The sequence below is a fragment of the Sphingomonas sp. Ant H11 genome, from assembly GCF_000797515.1.
Taxonomy (GTDB): domain Bacteria; phylum Pseudomonadota; class Alphaproteobacteria; order Sphingomonadales; family Sphingomonadaceae; genus Sphingomonas.
In genome coordinates this window covers 1-18,247 of the sequence record NZ_JSBN01000017.1, presented here as the reverse complement: position 1 = coordinate 18,247, position 18,247 = coordinate 1, and the positions used below count along the sequence as shown (strand labels likewise).

The window sequence follows — 18,247 nt, the reverse complement described above, 5'->3', positions numbered from 1 at the left end:
TTCGATCTGGATGGCGTGCTGGTCGACAGCGCGCGTCTGCATTTCGTCGCGTGGAAACGGATCGCCGATGAACTCGATATTCCCTTCGACGCGGACGATAATGAAGCGCTGAAGGGCGTCGATCGCATGGGGTCGCTCGAGCACATCCTGCGGCTTGGGGGCCGCACGCTGGACCTGCCCGCGAAAGAGCACCTCGCCGCCCGCAAGAACGGCTTCTACCTCGATGCCCTGACGACGATGAGCGACGCGACGTGCTGCCCGGTGCTGCGGCATTGCTGGCGCAGGCGCGCGAACGCGGGTTGCTGCTAGGGGTCGCCTCCGCCAGTCGGAATGCCACGGTCGTGCTGGAGCGGGCCGGGCTCTCGCGCGCCGTCGATTTTATCGCGGATGCGGCAAAAGTCGCGCACTCGAAACCTGCGCCGGACATCTTTCTTGCTTGCGCAACGGGCTTGGGCGTGGGGCCGGCCGAGTGTGTCGGCTTTGAGGACGCGGCGGCCGGCGTGGACGCGATCAAGTCCGCCAACATGGTGGCGATCGGGATTGGCGACCGCGAGATTTTGGCCAAAGCCGATTTGGTCTTCGCGGCAACCGCCGATGTCGATCTCGACCGCGTTTTGCGGCTGTCCCCGAGCGCGCCTCAGGTCTGACGGACGATCAGCCGCGTCGGCAACAGGCTCGATTTGGGCCTGCCGCCTTCGAGGATCTGCATCAGCTTTTCGACCAGAATTGCGCCCGCCAAATGGGTTTCCTGCTCGATCGTCGTCAGCGCGGGCGTGAAATCGGCGGCGGGTGGAATGTTGTTGTAGCCGCACAATGCGTAGTCGGTCGGCGCTTCCAGTCCGAATTCGCGGAACGCGGCAACGATCGCGATCGCGGCGGTATCCGAAAAGGCGAAAACGGCGTCGGGCGGCGGATTCTTGTGCAGCCACGCCACCATGCTTTGATAGGTGGAGGCATAAGCCATCTGCTCGACATCGAGATGCGCGACGCTGACATCGCCATGCTTGGCGGCAACCTCGCGCAGGCCGTCGAAGCGCATGCGGATTTCGGAATGGGCGATGTTGCCGACATACAACCAGCGTTTGGCCTGGCGTTTGACGAACAGCTCACCGGCAAGCTGCCCGCCAAGCCGATTGTCGCTGCCGACCGAGCAATAGGGTTCCTTGGGATCGACCCCGCCCCACACGACAAACGCCGCACCGGCGCGCGCAAGATCGCGCAGCATCGGTTCGCGCACACCCTGGCCGAGGAAAATAAAGCCGTCCGCCACGCGCGAACTGATCAGGTCGAGATGGCTTTGCACGTCGGTGAGGCTGGGGGGCGACAATAACAGGTCCTGGTTGCGGACCGACAATGCCTCCGAAACGCCTGCCAGCAATTCAAAGATGAACGGGTCGGCAATCCGCCCCGCGCGATGCGATCCGAAATCGAGCACCACCGCGACAGTGTCGTTACGCGCCTGCCGCAGCTTCTGTGCGTTGCGATTGATCGCATAGCCATGTTCGCGCGCCACGCGCAGGACACGCTCGCGCGTTTCCGCATTGACCAGCGGGCTGTTGTTGAGAACGCGCGACACCGTTGGCTTTGACACGTTCGCAAGCTGGGCAATGTCCCCCATGTTCAAATCCATGGCGCGTCGACGCAAGACAGGGCTCCTCATTTCCCGGGCAGGCAGGCGGTCGTTGAAACGGATTCCCGATAGACGGTGAAACTGCCCACCCCGCCTGAATGCGATGAAATACGCATGGACGGGAAGGTGATGCAACACGTGCTTCTCACGAAGCGGGCGAGCTGCCGTTTGGGTTTGCCCCGCCAAACCCCGGCCCTGGCAGGTCGAGCGGCAACGCTAGCGCCTTATACGATTGTTTTGTCGCCATATTTTTCAACATTCCGCGAACTGTAACAAACCATTGAAATGCAATTCATAGACGTGTATCCCTCCTGTCATAGCCGGTTCCCGAGCAGGAATGCGGCGTGAGGGAGAGGAAGATGAAAGTTTCGCGCAATCGCTCTTTGGTCGCCGTTTCGGGGGTCGCGCTGGCGATCGCACTGGCCAGCCCCGCTGCCGCCCAGGACGTCCCTTCGCCGACAGCGCAACCAGCGGTCAGCGCACCGGCTGACACAGCCGACCAAACCGACATTGTCGTCACCGGGCGCCCCGCGGGCAGCGGAATCAACAAGCTCGAGGCCGGTTACTCGATCACCACCCTTTCCGCCGACGACTTGAAGCTGCAGGCCCCGAAGAGTTCGGGCGACGCGCTCAAATCGATTCCCGGCGTCTGGGTGGAAAGCTCTGGCGGCGTCGGCACCTCCAACATCTTCGTGCGCGGCATCCCCAGCACCGGGGACGCACCGTTCGTGACGCTGCAGTTCAACGGGATCCCGGTCTACGGGGTCAGCAGCCTCTCCTTCATGGACCAGACGGGGTTGGTCCGGATCGACGAGACCGTCGCCGGAATCGAGGGCGTCAATGGCGGCCCGCAGTCGCTCTATTCGGACGGCCAGGCCGGTCTCACCACCAATTTGCGCCTGCGTGAAGGCGGCGAAGTGACGCATGGCAGCATCGGCGCGTCGATCACCGACTATAGCGCCTGGCGAACCGACGGCTATCTCAGCGGCAAGGTCGCGGACGACCTCTATTACATGGTCGGCGGCTATATTTCGCGCGGGGACAGCGTGCGACGCGCTGGGTTCGACACCGAAAAGGGCCAGCAATTCACCGCGAACATCACCAAGAAGTTCGCGGGCGGCAAATTCAACATTTTCGCGCGCTACACCGACGATCACGGTGAATGGTTCCTGCCGTTCGCGGCCAACGTGCCGGGTCTCGATCTGGGGCGCTACAACCAGCTCAACCAATATACCCGCTATGCGACGATCATTTCGCCCGGTGCGGCGGGCAGCGGTGCGACCGAGCGAGTCGATCTCGCCCAGGGGCGCGGCTGGAAGGGCGTCGTAACCGGTGCCAGCCTCGATTACGATTTCGGCGGCGGCCTGTCGGTCACCGACCGGTTTGGTTTCACCAGCGGCACGCTGCGCACGGCTGGCCTGGTTCCGGCGGGGGCAGGCGCGGTAACGGTTGCGACCGCCCTGGCGACTGCCGGCACGCCCGGCCAGACCACGGTGCGCACGCTCAATACCGGGCAAACGCTTGCCGCGACCGATTATGTCCAGCAATTCGGATCGTGGTTGGTCGAAAAGAAGCTGCAAAACGTTTCGAATGAAGCAGTGCTGAACTTCAAGCGCGGTGCCAATACGCTCAACCTCGGTTATTATTTCTCGCACTTCACCTCGGATGACGCATGGAGTCTGGGCGGCAATCGCTGGGCGCAGGTTGGCGGGTCGGGCGATCTCGTCAATCTCAATAATGGAACCCTGTCCGCCTTCGACATTTCCGATCGCGGCCGCGCCGATGTGAACGCGGTCTATCTGTCGGATTCGTTCAACATCACCGAAGCGCTGCGGATCGACGCAGGGGTGCGCCACCAGTGGACCGATATCGATTTCACCATCACCGGTAACGGCCTCCCCAACGCAGCGAAAATCCACCGCGAAGCCACGCCGTGGACCGTCGGCGTCAACTACCGTGCGCTGCGCAATCTCGACGTCTATGCCCGGATATCGCAGGGGTATCACTCGCCGTCGTTCGACGATGTGCGGTCACAGCTCGGCAATACCGGGCCGCGGCTCGACCTGAACTGGAGCGTGCGCTCCTATGAAGGCGGTGTGAAGTATCGCGGCGGCGGTTTCGAGGCCGCACTGACCGGCTTTTATGACGAGGTCGTGGGCGCGGTGTACAATGACGTTGGCGTACCCCCGCAAATTGCAGGTTCGAAGACCAAGGGCATCGAGCTCGACGCATCCTACCATCATACGAGCGGCCTCGGCTTTACCGGCAACGCCGTGCTCGAAGATGCGAAGACCGACACGCCAGGCATCCCGGCTATCGACGGGAAGAATGCGCAACGTATTCCGTCTTATCAGGTTCGCGTGACGCCGACCTATACCACCCGCATCGCGGACGACAGCGACCTAACGCTCTATGGCACCTATGAAGCGATCGGGAAGCGCTACAGCGATCTCGCCAACACCCAGTTGTTGCCTGCTTATGCGACGGTCAGCGCGGGGCTTCGCGCCAAGATCAAGGGCTACACCTTGCAGGTAGCAGGCGACAATCTGACCAACTCGCATGGCCTGACCGAGGGCAACCCGCGCTTCCTGGCCGGGCCAGGGGCCGCGCTGCCCGACGTGCGCCCGATCTTCGGGCGGTCGTACCGGGTCACGGTAAGCTACGCCTTCTGATGAAGACGGCCGAGCGGCGCGCCGACCATCGGCGCGCCGCTCATTTTATGCGCGCGGCCGGTCCGCTCAGCCGTGCAGTGGCGACAAATGGCTTTTGCTGGCGTGGTGGTGCGCGCCTTCGGTGTGGTGATCGCCATTGGGTTCGACCGCCACCACATTGACCGAGCCGAAACGCACGCCCCGTTCCGCGCGGATCAAATCCGCCAGCGCCCGAACGGCAAGCGTCGGCCCCTTCAAAATAACCGTCTCGAACAAGCTGGTATGATCCAGAATGATCTGCGTCGACGAGACGATGAGATCATGATGCTGATGCTTGATGTCGAGCAACCGTTGCGCGAGCAAGCGCGTGCTGTGGCTATAGACATAGGCAAGGTTCGCGACACACTCCCCCTCCGTCGTCGAGTTGCGATGATGCGTCTCCACGGCCTCGCGCACCAGATCGCGAACTGCCTCCGAGCGCGTCTGATACCCCTGCTCCTTGAGCATCGCATCGAACAGCGGCGCAATCCTGAGATCTAGCGAAACGGTGACGCGTTGCATCGTTGGGGAGCTCCTATTGTCCCCACATATCGCAGTGGGAGACCGCACGGTATTTTTATCCAACGCAGCTCCCCCGAATTTCTTTGCAAGCGGAGGCAACCAAATCGACGGCGCGAAACGTACCCTTTCACGTGTGAACTTTTTTAAAAAACTGCATACAAAAGGGAAACGCCCGTGCCACAAAAGACCCCGTCCGCAAGCGCGATCCAAGCCGCGCGGGACCGTGGCACCGGGCGATCGCTACAATGGCGGGAGCTGCTGTGCGGGGCGGCCACCTTGCTGATCGCGCAATCGGTCGTCACGAACCTCGCCGCCGCGCAAGATATGCCGCAAGCCCCCGATTTTCCGGCGCCGACCGACGCCCAGCACCCCGACGACATCATCGTCTACGGTCGTGCCATCGCCCAGATCGGCATTGCCACCTCGGGATCGCAGGGTGTTGTCGGCTATAAGGATTTCGCGGACAAACCGCTCTCGCGGGTTGGCGAGTTGGTCGAGAATGTGCCGGGCGTGATCGCGACCCAGCATTCGGGCACGGGCAAGGCCAATCAATATTTCCTGCGCGGCTTCAACCTCGACCACGGCACCGATTTCGCAGGGTTCGTCGATGGCGTGCCGATCAACATGCGCACGCACGGCCATGGCCAGGGCTATCTCGATCTCAATTTCCTCATTCCCGAGCTGGTCGAACGGATCGACTATCGCAAAGGCCCCTATTTTGCCGATGTCGGGGATTTTTCGGCCGCAGGCACGGTCAAATTCACCACCGCCGACCACCTCGCCCAGCCGATCGCGCAAGTCACCGCCGGGAGTTTCGGCTATTATCGGGCGTTGGCGGCGGGCAGCACCGGGGTGGCGGGCGGCGATCTGCTGCTCGGGCTCGATGGCACGGTGTCCGATGGGCCGTGGGTGCTGAAGGAACGGCTGCGTAAGGTGAATGCGCTTGCCAAATATACGCGCGACGGCTTCAGCCTCGGCTTGACCGCCTATCACGCGACCTGGAACTCCACCGATCAAGTGCCGCTCCGCGCGATCGACAGCGGCTTGATCAGCCGCTTTGGCAATATCGATCCCTTTCTTGGCGGCGAAACCACGCGGATCGGGCTGACCGGCAACGGCCATTTCGACAATACCGAGGTTTCGCTCTTCGGCCTCTATTACCGCTTCCGCCTGACCTCCAACTTCACCTATTTCCTTGATGATCCGGTCAATGGCGACGAGTTTCAACAGCGCGACCAGCGCGGCGTTTTCGGCGGGTCGATCCGCCACACCATGCCGACCACCATCGCCGGCCTGCCCGTGACGTTCGTGATCGGTGGCGACACGCGCTACGATCATATCGGCAAGATCGGCCTGTATCACACCGTCAAGGGCGTGCCGATCGGCACCGTGCGGCAGGACCGGGTGGAGGAATATAGCGCTGCCTTATATGGCGAGGCGACTGCTGCCCTGACCCCGCGCCTGCGCCTCGTCCTCGGGTTGCGCGGCGACCTTTACGGCTATGATGTGCACGCACAAACGCAGGCCGCCAATTCCGGAAGCGGATCCGACACCATCCTCGGGCCAAAGGCTGCGCTTGCGTGGCGCGCGACCGACCATCTCGAACTCTATGCCAATTATGGCGAGAGCTTTCACTCCAACGACGTGCGCGGTGCCGCGATCACGGTAGACCCGAAGAGCGGCGCGCCCGCCGACCGCCTGCCGGTTTTGGTGAAGGCGCGCGGCGTCGAGCTGGGCGCGCGCGTGGAGTATAAGCGCTTCACCGCATCGATCGTCGGCTATTATCTGACGCTGGGGTCTGAACTGGTCTTCTCGGGCGATGACGGGACGACCGAACCCAATGACGCGACCCGTCGCTATGGAACCGAGGCCACGCTGTTCTGGCGGCCGACATCGTGGCTCGCGCTCGACGGATCGGCGGCCTTCACCCATGCGCGCTTTCACGACGTGGCGGTCGGGCAGGATCGCATTCCCAATTCGGTCGGCAACGTCCTGGCCGGCGGCGCGGCGGTCGATTTCGGACACGGAATCACCGGGTCGGTACGGTTGCGCCACTTTGGCAGCGCGCCGCTGATCGAAGACGGCAGCGCCCGCTCGCAGCCGACCACGCTCGTCAATTTCGGGGGATATTACACGCTGGGCCGGTTGAAACTTGGCGTCGATGTCCTGAACGTGTTCGATGCGAAAGACGCGACATCACCTACTTTTACACCTCGCGCCTGCAGGGCGAAGCGAGCGGCGGCGTCGACGATTACCACCTGCACCCGGTCGAACCGCGCCAGGTGCGCGTCAGCTTGCGCTACGGATTTTAGCGTCCCCCGTTCGCCCTGAGCCTGTCGAAGGGCCGGCTCCGCATGAGATTTGCCAGAGGGGGATGGGGCTTCGACAGGCTCGGCCCGAACCGAAGATAACAAAAACGGCCGCTGCGGTTGAACCGCAGCGGCGTCGCCTTGGACAATCGGGCCGGGCCACAAAGGCCCGACCCAACCGTTCATTTCGGCAGGGTTTGTGGTGTCGCCGCCGGATCGACCGGGATGATGTCGCCGGGCTTAACCGCCGCCGGGGTCGCGTTGGGCGACGCCTGGAAGGCGCTGTTGAATCCGGTCCCGAATTGCTCCTGGAATGCCGGGCTTGGCGTCGGCGTGGGTGTTGGCGTCGGCGTCGGGGCGTTATACCCAGAACAACCGGCCAGTCCGAGCGCCAGTCCGGAGACCGACAGGATGAGCGCGATTTTTCTCATGCTTCCATTCCTTTCGGAGACGGCGGTCACTGGCCAACCCGGTGCGCGGAGAGCGGCGTCCCAGGCAGCGGGGCGTTCAGATAGGGGAAGGTTCCCTGCACATCATTGGCGCTGATCGGCGCACCGTCGGTATACGGCACCTGTCCGGTCGGGGCATCGCCGGGCTTGCACAGGCCAAGATCCGTCGGAGCACCGTTCGCGCCGATCGGCACGGGGTAGCACAACGCGCCCATCGCAACGCGCAGCGTGATATCGACCGTATCATCGCCCGGACGACGACCGTTCGGGTAGCCGGCCAGATCGCCGGCTGCGACGCCGAGATTGGCCTGCTTCGCCTGCGGCGTGACCGGAACATTGGTGTTCAGGCGCATCATTTCCGAAGCCGTGACGGTGCCGAGCTGGTTCAAATTCTTGAAGCCGGTGAGGAAGGTGGCCACAAGATCGGCACGCGGGAAGTTGGTCGGAGCGAGCGTCTTGAAGTTCGCCTTGGCCAATTGGTTTACCGGCGCGAGGAAGAGCTGGTTGAGCACCTCGGGATAGGTCGGATTGGTGACATAGGTGCCGAACTGCGCATCATCCTTGGGGTCCGATGCGTTGAACTTGTCCTTGTCGGGCAGGCCGATGACAAGCTCGTTCACCAGCGGCATCGCCAGGCGCGACACCTGGGTGTACGCACCACCCGACAGCGTCGGCGCGGCATAGCTTGCCTTGGGATCGACCAGACGCGCCTGCGGCAGGCTGGCCGTCTGCCATCCGCCGATCACGCCGTTGCTGCCCTGGGGCGTCAGGCAGCTGATCGGAACTTCCATTGCGATGCTGGTGACGTTCTTCTTGCCGACCAGTTCGTCATTCGCGCGGTTCTGGGTGATGCCCAGCGGAAAACCGCCCTTGTCGCCCGCGCCCGGTGCCGAATCGCCCTCGATCGGCACGAAGTTGACCATGTCGAAGATGCCGCCGAGATTGACCGCGAACGCTTCGGCGCGCTGACCCACGAACACACGACCCGGCATGCCGCAACCGGGAATGTTTACGTTGTAAACGAACTGCTTGGCATAGCTGTTATAATCGGGGAACGTCTTCACGCCGGTATTGTCGAGCGGCTTGGTGAAGGTCGTCCCGCCACCCGCGGCGTTGGTGATCGCAGCGCGGGTGCCGGTGTGGCGATCGCCCGTGATCAGCGTAACGGTATAGGATTCGACTTCGGCGGTATTCGGGTCGGTGGTCTTGGTCACCGGGCCGCTCTGGCGCAGCGCGGTCGCCACATTGGTGCCGCCGATGTTGAGCATCAGGCCGCCATTTTGCAGCGTGTTGCTGAACTTGAACTGATAGGTCAGATGTTCCTTGGCATCGCCGACATTGTCGATGTGGATTTCATAAACCGCATCGGGGTCCATCGTGAAATAGTTGGGGCCGCCGCCCGGATCCTGCAGCGGCTGATAGTTGGCGATCAGCGTGACATATTGATCCCGGCCGGGCTCGTAGCTGCGGAACATGTAGAAGTCGGTCGAATCGGTCTTCGGCGACTTGGTGATGCCGGGGGCTTCACGGTGGCTGGAGGCAAAGCTGGCGGAGGCATCGGTCACCAGGACCGTGGTCGCCAACATGAGCCCGACGAGTTTACGTGTGCGTGCTTTCACTGCTATCTCCGGGGATATGGATCGATCCCCGATTGGGACCGCACCTTCGTTACGCAGCCGTGCGAAATCCGGATCACCCCGCTAAAAATATTGTGGCAAAAATTACGAGCTGGTCGTGAGGTCGCCCCAGCGCCATTGGCCGGAGCCGATCACGATCGTGATCGTTTTGCTGGCGCTTCTGATAAACAGAAACTGCGGGCCGACGTTCAACGCGGCGAGGCATTCCGGCTTGGCAGCCAGCACTTCGCGCAGCACGATCTCCCGCAGCATCGCCGAGCCGGGATCTGCCTCGGCGACGATCCAGCGACCGTCCCACAGCAGCAATGCGCCAGCGACCGACGTCGATTGGATCGGAATGCGCTCCAGCGCGCGCTGCGCAAGCGGGTTGGCCTGGAGGTCGCTCGCGAGATCCTGCGCCAGGCTACAGGGCGCTTCCGAACCGTGTTGCCCCGATAGCGGTTCGAAAGCCGCGAGGCTGGCTTCATCCTGTTCCTGCATCGCCGCGAGATCGGGATCGGTCGCGATATGCGCCACCGCATGCGGCGCGGGCTCGACCGGCTTGTGCTCCGGTATCGTCGTCTTTGTGGTGCGTTTTGCCGGGCGTGCTGTCGCGATTGCCGGGAGCTCGAAAACCGAGAGCTGCGCCGATGTGCCGTTCGCGCGGCTGGTTCCGGCACGGAGTACCGACGTGCCAACGGGAAATCCCCATAGGACCAGGATCAGCTCGAACGATATGACGCAGAGCGACATGCCGATCGCCGCCAGGCGACGGCGCGTTATCGCCTGCACAGGCCATGACAATGTCGATCGCCACATGCTTGTCGCGTCACTTCGCGGGACCGAATGAGATCATGCTGCGTTTACGAAGCGATCGACCAAATGGATGCTTTGCCCATGGCCACACCGAAGCCGCGCGGCCCTGGGTTACGGCGTACCGGAATGTGGATCGCGCGACATGGCTATGGTAGCGCATCGCAATTGGGAAATTTTGCGTAAGAGCCTTGGAATAGTGGGTGAAGGGTACCGGTTCAATATGACGATGGCTGAAGACGCGGGCCCCGAACGCGGGCGATCGGATACATCCGCTTCCGTCGATTCCGGTGGCGATCCCCGCTGGCAACAAATCGAAGCGCGCATTGCCGCGTTGGTGGCGGCGCGTCCGCGCTTAACGATTACCAAGGACTCGGCTGTGTGGCTGAGCATCGGCCCGAAGGTGCTGAAGCGCCAACTCTATGTCGATGCCAATGCCGGATGGGAGTCCTATTACCTGAAGCTTGAACCCGGTGCCGAGGTGCCACCGCACTCGCACGCCTCCGTAGAGGAGTGCCTGGTCCTGTCCGGCGAAATCGAGGTCGATGGCGACATCGCACGCGAGGGCGATCTCCATATTGCCTTTACCGGGCATGATCACGGCACGCTAACCAGCCGCGACGGTGCGCTGCTCTATATTCGTGGCCCGCTGGCCCCGCTTGACGAAGACACGCCCGGCGACCCGTTCGACCTATAATCCCCGGGGTTACCCTAACCGGCCTCACCCGCCCCGCATCCTTTCGGATTGCCCGCCCGTATTGGGGATGTCGGTGCCTTCAGGCAGCCCGACACGATCTTGGGACGGGTGGGGGTATCATGTCGAGTGCACTGCAAACTGCGGAACAGACCGCCGCCATCGACAGGTTCGACCTCGCTCTTTCGCGACTGCTCAGCGCCACTGCCGCGGGTGACCACCGCGCGTTTCGCGCACTCTATCAAGCAACCAACCGCCGCCTGTTCAACATTGCGTTACGGATCGTCGGCCAGCCCGTGATCGCAGAAGACGTGACGCAGGACACCTTCGTCCGCGTCTGGTCGCAGGCCAAGCAGTTCGATCCGGCCAAAGGCCCGGCAATGGCATGGATATCGCGCATCGCGCGCAATGCGGCGATCGACCATGTCCGCCGCAACCGCACACAGTTGGAAGACATTGCCGATCATGTCGACCACATCGCCTCACTTGCGGACCCGGTGATCGAGCGGCTCGACATGTTCAGCGGCTTTTCGAAACTGGGCGACAAGCAACGCGAGGTTCTGACGCTCGCCTTGGTCTATGGCTACACGCATGAGGAACTGGCTACGGTGCTCTGCGTCCCCGTCGGCACCGCCAAAGCGAGAATGCGGCGCGGGGTGCAACAATTGCGGGTGTTTTTCGATCAGGCAGTGGCGCTGTCCTCCTGACGCCAAGCCAGGCTCACTCCATGTGATCGGGCTTGTAGCCCGGCGTCGGCGTCAGCATCAGGACCATTTCCATCACCCCGATCGCCAGCAGCCAGCTTGCCGCCACTTTCAGCGCGATTCCGCGCCCGGTCAGCACCAGCCAGCGCGCCGGAACGCACAACAGCACAAGCGGGACCGCGACCAGCAGGTTTGCCGCGCCCCCGCCGACACGCGCCACCAGACAGGCCCACACGCCTGCGTTAAGGCCCAGCACCACAGCGGTGGCGCGGTTCATGCCGCGGGGCAGATGGACGCAGCCCGCCAGCACCACCGTGCTGACCCAGCAGCCCAGGAAAATTGCGTCGGCGTGATCGGGCGTGACCGGCAGCAGCAAGGCGGCGGCACATCCGAACAGCAAGGCCGCTACAGCGATCCCCCAGATGCGGGTCGGCACGAACCCCAGCGCCAGCGCCAGCGCGACGCACAGCATCGCCGATGGAAGCAGACCGTCGCGCATCACAGCAACACGCGGGCCAGGAAATACAACCCCGTCACGCCAATGCCCGCGCCCAGACCTTTGACGAACAGCGCGCCGCGCCGCGTGTCATTCAAGGTCCCGACCGCGATACCGGCGATATGCAGCAGCCCGGTACTGAGCACGAAGCCCGCGCTATAGCCGATCGGATCGGCGGCGGACGGCAGTTCGCGGCCATGCGCATAGCCGTGAAACAGCGCGAACACGCCCACCATCACACACGCCAGCCACACCGGCGGGCGCAGGCCGAACGCAATCGCCATGCCCAGCATCAGCACCGACAGCGCGATGCCAAGCTCGACCGGCGGCACCGGCGCGCCGACCATCCCAAGGATCGCCCCGCCCGCCATCATCGCGGGGAAGATCACCGGCAAGGCGACCAGTAACGGTCGCCCCAGGATCGCGCCCCACAGACCGACCGACACCATCGCCAGCAAATGATCCATTCCGCTGAGCGGATGGAGCAACCCGGAAACGAACCCGCCCGCCAAACCCGTACCGGTATGCGCGCTGGCGGCGTCGCGAGCACGCTCGCCAGGGTGACCGCACAGGCCAGCGGCACAAGCGGCGACGGGCGTGTGGGCGCGACCGGATTGTTTACCCGGCGCTGCACCAAAATCCGGCCCTGCTCCGTAAAGACAACATCGCTTGGGAGAATTCCAGACCGTGTCATTATCCAACCTTGTCGCCCGGGAATGTGCCAGGCTTACGGGCCAGCGCGCCAAATCGATGCCTTTGCGCCGGATGAAGCTGCGTCGCGGGACCATGTGGCGCTTAGGCGCAGTGGCCGTTTTGGCGGTGCCCGGTCTGGCACTGGCGCATGATTTCTGGATCCAGCCCAACGCCTTCTGGGTTCCGACCGGCGGCACCACCACCATGTCGATTTTGGTCGGGCACGGCAGCTATCGTTCGAAATCGCTGATCGAGGCGAACCGCATCACCCGGTTCGACCGGTATGGCCCCGACGGCCACAGCGACCGGCGCCCCGAGCTGAAGCTGGGGTCGGCCACGACCGATACCACGCTCCATTTCGGACCATCCGGCGAATATCTGTACGCGCTGGCGACCAATGCGACGCCGAGCGAACTGCCCGGCATCCGCTTTACCGATTATCTGAAGGTGGAGGGATTAACCCCCGCGCTCGCACTGCGCCAACGCACCGGCATGACCGATGCCCCCGGACGCGAGCTGTATTCGCGTCGCGCCAAGGCGTTGATCCAGGTGGGCAACGCGCCCGCCACCGACGTGGCGACCCGGCGCATCGGCCTCAGCCTGGAACTGGTGCTGGAGCGCGATCCCTACACCTTGCCGCCGGGGGCCGATTTACCGGTGCGCGTGTTTTACGAAGGCAAGCCGCTGGCGGGCGGCACGGTCAAGCTGAACAACCTCGATTTCGACGAACGTCCGCTCGCCACGCATGTGACCGACGCCGCCGGGCGCGCTTTATTTCGCGTGCCGCGCATCGGAAACTGGCAGCTCAACGTAATCTGGACAAAGCCGATCAAGGGCAATCCCAAAGCGGATTTCGAAACGACATTTTCGAGCCTGACCTTCGGCTATCCCCGGCCCCCGATGTCGCGCCGCGCGCGTAAGGCGACGGCTGGCTCCGGGCGCTATCAACCGCGGTTGGCGATACCATCGCCCCGCAGCGAAGGATCGCGAGACGATGACGCGAAGCGGCGTGTGGAGCATAAGAGCTGCGGCAGCGACCGCGCTCGGCTTCGCCGTGCCTGTATCGGCGCAAGTGATCGAAATCGGCACCGACGGCCAGACCAGCGTCTATACCGGGCCGACACAATTCACCGCCGAGGGCAGTCGCGCGATCGTGCCGCCGGCCCCGGTGCGCGAACCCCGCGCCTCCACCAACTCGACCGCGCAAGCCGCCACTCGCGCCGGGCTCGCGACGGGGGTCAGCCCAGCGTTGATCGAAGCCGTGGCGTGGCAGGAATCGCGCTTTCGCGCCGGCGTAGTGTCGCGCGCCGGCGCGATTGGCGAGATGCAGTTGATGCCCGCCACCGCCCGCGCATTGGGGGTGAACCCGTATGATTCGGAACAGAATTATCAGGGCGGCGCGCTGTATCTCGCGCGGTTGATGCGGCGCTATCGCGGCGATCTCGTACTCAGTCTCGCCGCTTACAATGCCGGTCCGGGTGCGGTCGATCGCTGGCGCGGGGTGCCGCCTTACCGTGAAACGCGCGCTTATGTCGGGGCGGTGCTCGGGCGGCTCGGCAGCACGGTCGAGGGCGTCGCCCCCAAGTTCAAGCAGAGGAATGATCGATGATATCGCTTCGGCGCACTCCTATTCTTGCGCGTCCCGTCGCGGCAGGCCTTGGCCTGCTGTGGAGCACGATGGCGCACGCGCAATCCGCCTCGCTCGACCCGTCGGGATCGGGCGTGATCGTGTCTGCGGTCGATTGGGTGCAGGGCACGCTGCTCGGCGCGGTGGCGACCTCGCTGGCGGTGATCGCGGTCGGCGCGACCGGGTTGGGGATGCTCACCGGCCGCATCGACTGGCGGCGCGGCGCAACGGTGATCCTCGGCTGCTTCATCGTGTTCGGGGCCGCCGCGATCGTCGCCGGAATCAAATCTGCCGCAACAGGGCCAGGGCTGTGAACGCGCCGCTCGCCCGCGATCCAGTGTTCGGTGCGCTGACCCGCCCGCAAATGTTCGCGGGCGTCACTTACAGCTTCTTCGTGCTCAACGCCGTCATCACGATGGAGGCGTTTCTCGTCACCAAATCGTTTTTGGTGCTGCTGCTGTCGCTCGTCATCCATCTGGGCGGCTATCTCGCGTGTCTGCGCGAGCCGCGCTTCTTCGATTTGTGGATGACCAAGCTCGCGCAATGCCCGCGCGGGCGCAACCACGCCTATTGGCGTTGCAACTCTTACTGTCCCTGAACGATGCTGGCGCGCACCTCCCCGGTTGACCAGCCCCCGAGCTTCGCCCGTGAACGCTCGGCGGGCGCGTATTTGCCTTATGCCCGCGCACTCGACGATGCGACGATCGAGCTGCGCGACGGGCGGATGATGCAAGTCGTCCGGCTGACCGGCTTCCCGTTCGAAACGGCGGATTCGGAGGAGCTGAATTACCGCAAAACCCTGCGTGACACGATGCTGCGCGGCATCGCCGATGCGCGCTTCGCGCTGTATCATCATGTCGTCCGCCGCGAAGTGCAGCCGGTGTTCGAAGGGACCTTTGCCGATCCCTTCAGCCAGTCGCTCGACACCGCGTGGCGCACCAAGCTGTCCAGCCGGAAACTCTACGTCAACGACCTGTTTATCACGCTGGTGCGGCGTCCGCTGCCGGGGCGGATCGGGGTGCTGCAAAATCTGTTGCGGGGGAGTGGGCGCGCGGAGAGCGATGCGCGGCGGATGCGCGATCTGGTCGCGCTCAACGCCGCGCGCGACATTCTGCTCGCCTCGCTCGAACCCTATGGCGCGCGCTTGCTCACCAGCTATGCCGGGCCTGCCGGACGCTGTTCGGAACCGCTCGAATTTCTCGCCTTGCTCTATGGCGGCGATCTTCGCCGGGTGATCGAGCCGGGCGGCGATTTCGGCCATTATCTGCCCGATCGCCGGATCAGCTTCGGTGCCGACGCGCTCGAACTCGCGGCCACTGGCGATGCGCCGCGTCGCTTCGCCGCGATGGTTTCGATCAAGGATTATCCGGCGCAGACCGTGCCCGGCATGTTCGATGATTTGCTGCGCTTGCCCGCCGAAATGGTGCTGAGCGAGAGCTTCGCCTTTGTCGATCGGCAAGCGACGCTCGACCGCATGAACCTTGCTTTGCGCCGGATGAAGGCCGCCGATGATGAGGCGCTGAGCCAGCGTTACGAGCTGGCATCGGCCAAGGACGATGTCGCAGCGGGGCGATCGGGCTTTGGCGAGCATCACCTGACCGTCATGGTCAAGGCCGACACGCTCGACGCGCTCAATTTCGCCGCCGCCGATGTGCAGACCGCCTTTAGCGAGTTGGGCGTGATCGCGGTGCGCGAGGATGTCAATCTCGAAGCCGCCTATTGGGCGCAGTTCCCCGGCAATTTCAAATTCATCGCCAGGCGCGCCCTGGTGTCGAGCGGCAATTTCGCCAGCCTTGCCAGCGGCCATTGTTTCCCCTCCGGCTCGGCGCAGGGCAACCATTGGGGGCCTGCCATCACGGTGTTGGAAACGACATCGGCTGGCCCCTATTATTTCAATTTCCACAAGGGCGATCTTGGCAATTTCACCGTGATTGGCCCGTCGGGCGCGGGCAAGACCGTGGTGATGGGCTTCCTGCTCGCCCAGGCGCAGAAGCTGTCGCCGCGCACGGTCTATTTCGACAAGGATCGCGGCGCGGAGATTTTCCTGCGCGCGATTGGCGGGCGCTATGATTTGCTGCGCCCCGGCCAGCCGACCGGGCTCAACCCGCTGTTGCTGGAGGACAACCCTGCCAACCGGCGCTTTCTGTGTGATTGGGTGGCGAAGCTCGTGTCGGGCACTGGCCCCGCGCTCGACGCGGAGGATCTGGCGCGCATCGCCGATGCAGTCGACGCCAATTTCAGCCAGCCGCGCGCGCTCAGGCGGCTGCGCTATTTCGTCGAGCTGTTCCGCGGGCGCGGACGCCCGACCACGCTCGATCTCGCCGCGCGGCTGGCGGCGTGGTGCGGCAAGGGCGATTATGCGTGGCTGTTCGACAATGAGGAAGACGCGCTCGATCTCGACGTAGCGACGCTCGGCTTCGACATGACGCAGATCCTCGACGATCCCGCTGCGCGCACGCCGGTGATGATGTACCTGTTCCACCGCGTCGAACAGCGGCTGGACGGCACGCCGAGCATCATCGTGATCGATGAAGGCTGGAAAGCGCTCGACGATCCCGCGTTCGTGGTGCGCATCAAGGATTGGGAAAAGACGATCCGCAAGCGCAACGGTATCGTCGGTTTCTGCACCCAAAGCGCATCGGACGCGCTGGCGAGCCAGATTTCCAGCGCGATCATCGAACAGGCCGCGACGCAGATCTTCATGGTCAACCCCAAGGCGCAGGCGGTCGATTATTGCGACGGCTTCGGCCTGACCGCGCATGAATTCGACTTGATCCGCACGCTGCCCGACACGGCGCGCTGCTTCCTGATAAAGCATGGCAATAACAGTGTGATCGCCCGGCTCAATCTGGGCGGCATGCCCGATTTGCTGACGATCCTGTCGGGCCGCGAAAGCAGCGTGCGCCGCCTCGATGCGATCCGCGCCGAGGTTGGCGACGATCCGGCGCAGTGGCTGCCACGGCTGCTGGCCTGACCGTCATGTCGAACGCCTGCCCCGCCGCCCCGCCCGATGTCCATCTGGTCCATGCGCTGCTGCGCGTGACCGATTGTCAGGTACGTGCGCTGGTCCACACCGGCTATGATGGGCTGTTCCAGAGCGGGGGCAGCTTTGCTGCGGTGCTCACCACGCTGATGACGCTGTATGTCGCGCTGATCGGCTATCAATTGATGCTGGGCCGGGGCGGTTTGCGTATTGGCGACGTGACGCTGTCGGTAGTGAAGCTCGCCGCGATCCTGTCCTTCGCGACGCAGTGGGACACCTATCAGGCGATCGTGGTGCGCGTGCTGTTCGACGGCACCGCGCAGATCGCGACCGCCATGCTGCATCTCGATTCGGCGACCGCAAGCGGCGGCGACATCTTCGACCGGTTGCAGCGCGCCTTCGATATTTTGAGCGCCGCGCCCGCCCCGCCGGTGCCCGCCAAGCCGACAGGTCCGCTCGCCGCCGTGCCGCAGATCGCCGCACTACAGTCGTTGCCGCTGCTGGGCGGCGGGGTGAAGGTGCTGGCGCTCAAGGCGGCCGCCTCCATGCTGCTGTTTTTCAGCCTCGGCCTGTTGCTCGCCACCAAGGTCGTGCTGGGGGTGTTGCTGGCCATCGGCCCGATCTTCATCGCGCTGTTGCTGTTCGACGTGACGCGCGGGCTGTTCGAGGGGTGGCTGCGCGCGACGCTCGCCTTTGCCTTTGCCCCGATGATGACGGTCTTTTTGCTGGCGGTGATGCTGGAGATACTCGAACCGTCGCTGGCGGCGATGGTCGAGCAGCGCGCGGTTGGCGCGGTGCACGCTGACACCGCCTATAGCGTCCTGCTGCTGGTACTGGTGTTCGCTGCGGTAGCGACGGGCTTGCTGATTGCCTCGGCCACCGTGTTCCGCGGCTTTCGCTTGCCCGAGCGCAAGGCCCCTGCCGCGCCGCAGGTGCCATCTCCCGCACAGGCCCGGTCCACACCAGCTCCGGAAGCGCTCGCCTCCCCCCGCGCGCACCAGTGCCGCCGTCGGCGCTGCCG

19 protein-coding genes are annotated in these 18,247 nt (G+C 64.0%); 12 read left to right on the top strand and 7 right to left on the bottom strand.

Annotated elements, in window-relative coordinates:
* The first annotated feature begins 15 nt into the window (after nucleotides 1-15).
* A complete protein-coding gene (locus NW75_RS25905; protein ID WP_231564952.1) occupies nucleotides 16-309 on the top strand; it encodes a hypothetical protein in 294 nt (97 codons plus the stop codon).
* Nucleotides 252-647 (top strand): HAD-IA family hydrolase, encoded by a 396-nt coding sequence (locus tag NW75_RS25900; RefSeq protein ID WP_231564951.1) that lies wholly within the window; start codon nucleotides 252-254, stop codon nucleotides 645-647. Before NW75_RS25905 ends, NW75_RS25900 begins: the two co-directional genes overlap by 58 nt.
* Here the strand turns inward: NW75_RS25900 and NW75_RS04650 are convergent.
* Nucleotides 638-1,645 (bottom strand): LacI family DNA-binding transcriptional regulator, encoded by a 1,008-nt coding sequence (locus NW75_RS04650; RefSeq protein ID WP_231564950.1) that lies wholly within the window; start codon nucleotides 1,643-1,645, stop codon nucleotides 638-640. The genes NW75_RS25900 and NW75_RS04650 overlap by 10 nt on opposite strands.
* 344 nt (nucleotides 1,646-1,989) lie before the next feature.
* Here NW75_RS04650 and NW75_RS04645 point away from each other — a divergent pair, with 344 nt between their 5' ends.
* The gene (locus tag NW75_RS04645) at nucleotides 1,990-4,302 is read left to right on the top strand and encodes a TonB-dependent receptor (protein WP_033964046.1); all 2,313 of its coding nucleotides are present in this window, start codon (nucleotides 1,990-1,992) and stop codon (nucleotides 4,300-4,302) included.
* Between the two features lie 66 nt (nucleotides 4,303-4,368).
* Here NW75_RS04645 and nikR read toward each other — a convergent pair whose 3' ends face one another.
* Nucleotides 4,369-4,842, bottom strand: coding sequence for a nickel-responsive transcriptional regulator NikR (gene nikR / locus NW75_RS04640; RefSeq protein ID WP_010406720.1), 474 nt, complete (start codon nucleotides 4,840-4,842; stop codon nucleotides 4,369-4,371).
* 174 nt (nucleotides 4,843-5,016) lie between these two features.
* On the opposite strand from nikR, the gene NW75_RS04635 reads away from it, so the two are divergent.
* On the top strand, nucleotides 5,017-7,173 hold the full coding sequence (locus NW75_RS04635) for a TonB-dependent receptor (RefSeq protein WP_052192212.1): 2,157 nt from the start codon (nucleotides 5,017-5,019) through the stop codon (nucleotides 7,171-7,173).
* A 160-nt stretch (nucleotides 7,174-7,333) separates the two neighbouring features.
* Here NW75_RS04635 and NW75_RS04630 read toward each other — a convergent pair whose 3' ends face one another.
* The 3 genes from NW75_RS04630 to NW75_RS04620 form a co-directional block, all read right to left on the bottom strand.
* Nucleotides 7,334-7,582 carry a hypothetical protein gene (locus tag NW75_RS04630; protein WP_126845155.1) on the bottom strand — a complete coding sequence of 83 codons (249 nt, stop codon included), beginning with the start codon at nucleotides 7,580-7,582 and terminating at the stop codon, nucleotides 7,334-7,336.
* 26 nt (nucleotides 7,583-7,608) lie between these two features.
* Nucleotides 7,609-9,186, bottom strand: a complete 1,578-nt coding sequence (locus NW75_RS04625) for a DUF4331 domain-containing protein (RefSeq protein WP_033964039.1) — start codon at nucleotides 9,184-9,186, stop codon at nucleotides 7,609-7,611.
* 135 nt (nucleotides 9,187-9,321) lie between these two features.
* A complete protein-coding gene (locus NW75_RS04620) occupies nucleotides 9,322-10,020 on the bottom strand; it encodes a hypothetical protein (RefSeq protein ID WP_137902755.1) in 699 nt (232 codons plus the stop codon).
* Nucleotides 10,021-10,258: 238 nt separating this feature from the next.
* On the opposite strand from NW75_RS04620, the gene NW75_RS04615 reads away from it, so the two are divergent.
* Both NW75_RS04615 and NW75_RS04610 read left to right on the top strand, forming a co-directional pair.
* On the top strand, nucleotides 10,259-10,726 hold the full coding sequence (locus NW75_RS04615) for a cupin domain-containing protein (protein WP_197057712.1): 468 nt from the start codon (nucleotides 10,259-10,261) through the stop codon (nucleotides 10,724-10,726).
* Between the two features lie 119 nt (nucleotides 10,727-10,845).
* Nucleotides 10,846-11,430 carry an RNA polymerase sigma factor gene (locus NW75_RS04610; RefSeq protein ID WP_052192209.1) on the top strand — a complete coding sequence of 195 codons (585 nt, stop codon included), beginning with the start codon at nucleotides 10,846-10,848 and terminating at the stop codon, nucleotides 11,428-11,430.
* A gap of 13 nt (nucleotides 11,431-11,443) precedes the next feature.
* On the opposite strand, the gene NW75_RS04605 is transcribed toward NW75_RS04610, so the two are convergent.
* Together NW75_RS04605 and NW75_RS24935 are read right to left on the bottom strand one after the other, a co-directional pair.
* Nucleotides 11,444-11,926 (bottom strand): hypothetical protein, encoded by a 483-nt coding sequence (locus NW75_RS04605; protein WP_033964035.1) that lies wholly within the window; start codon nucleotides 11,924-11,926, stop codon nucleotides 11,444-11,446.
* Nucleotides 11,926-12,435 carry a HupE/UreJ family protein gene (locus tag NW75_RS24935; protein WP_197057711.1) on the bottom strand — a complete coding sequence of 170 codons (510 nt, stop codon included), beginning with the start codon at nucleotides 12,433-12,435 and terminating at the stop codon, nucleotides 11,926-11,928. Before NW75_RS24935 ends, NW75_RS04605 begins: the two co-directional genes overlap by 1 nt.
* Nucleotides 12,436-12,709: 274 nt before the next feature.
* Here NW75_RS24935 and NW75_RS25895 point away from each other — a divergent pair, with 274 nt between their 5' ends.
* From NW75_RS25895 to NW75_RS04570, 6 genes are all read left to right on the top strand, one after another.
* On the top strand, nucleotides 12,710-13,990 hold the full coding sequence (locus tag NW75_RS25895; protein ID WP_231564949.1) for a DUF4198 domain-containing protein: 1,281 nt from the start codon (nucleotides 12,710-12,712) through the stop codon (nucleotides 13,988-13,990).
* Nucleotides 13,878-14,225, top strand: a complete 348-nt coding sequence (locus NW75_RS25890; RefSeq protein WP_231564948.1) for a lytic transglycosylase domain-containing protein — start codon at nucleotides 13,878-13,880, stop codon at nucleotides 14,223-14,225. The genes NW75_RS25895 and NW75_RS25890 overlap by 113 nt, the downstream gene beginning before the upstream one ends.
* Nucleotides 14,222-14,557 (top strand): TrbC/VirB2 family protein, encoded by a 336-nt coding sequence (locus tag NW75_RS04585; protein WP_033964034.1) that lies wholly within the window; start codon nucleotides 14,222-14,224, stop codon nucleotides 14,555-14,557. The genes NW75_RS25890 and NW75_RS04585 overlap by 4 nt, the downstream gene beginning before the upstream one ends.
* Entirely contained in the window at nucleotides 14,554-14,841 is a 288-nt protein-coding gene (locus NW75_RS04580; protein WP_033964033.1) for a type IV secretion system protein VirB3, read from the top strand. The genes NW75_RS04585 and NW75_RS04580 overlap by 4 nt, the downstream gene beginning before the upstream one ends.
* 3 nt (nucleotides 14,842-14,844) lie before the next feature.
* Entirely contained in the window at nucleotides 14,845-17,217 is a 2,373-nt protein-coding gene (locus NW75_RS04575) for a VirB4 family type IV secretion/conjugal transfer ATPase (protein ID WP_033964032.1), read from the top strand.
* Nucleotides 17,193-18,247, top strand: a 1,055-nt coding sequence (locus tag NW75_RS04570) for a type IV secretion system protein (protein WP_033964031.1), incomplete at its 3' end; no start/stop codon positions are given. The genes NW75_RS04575 and NW75_RS04570, both read left to right, overlap by 25 nt.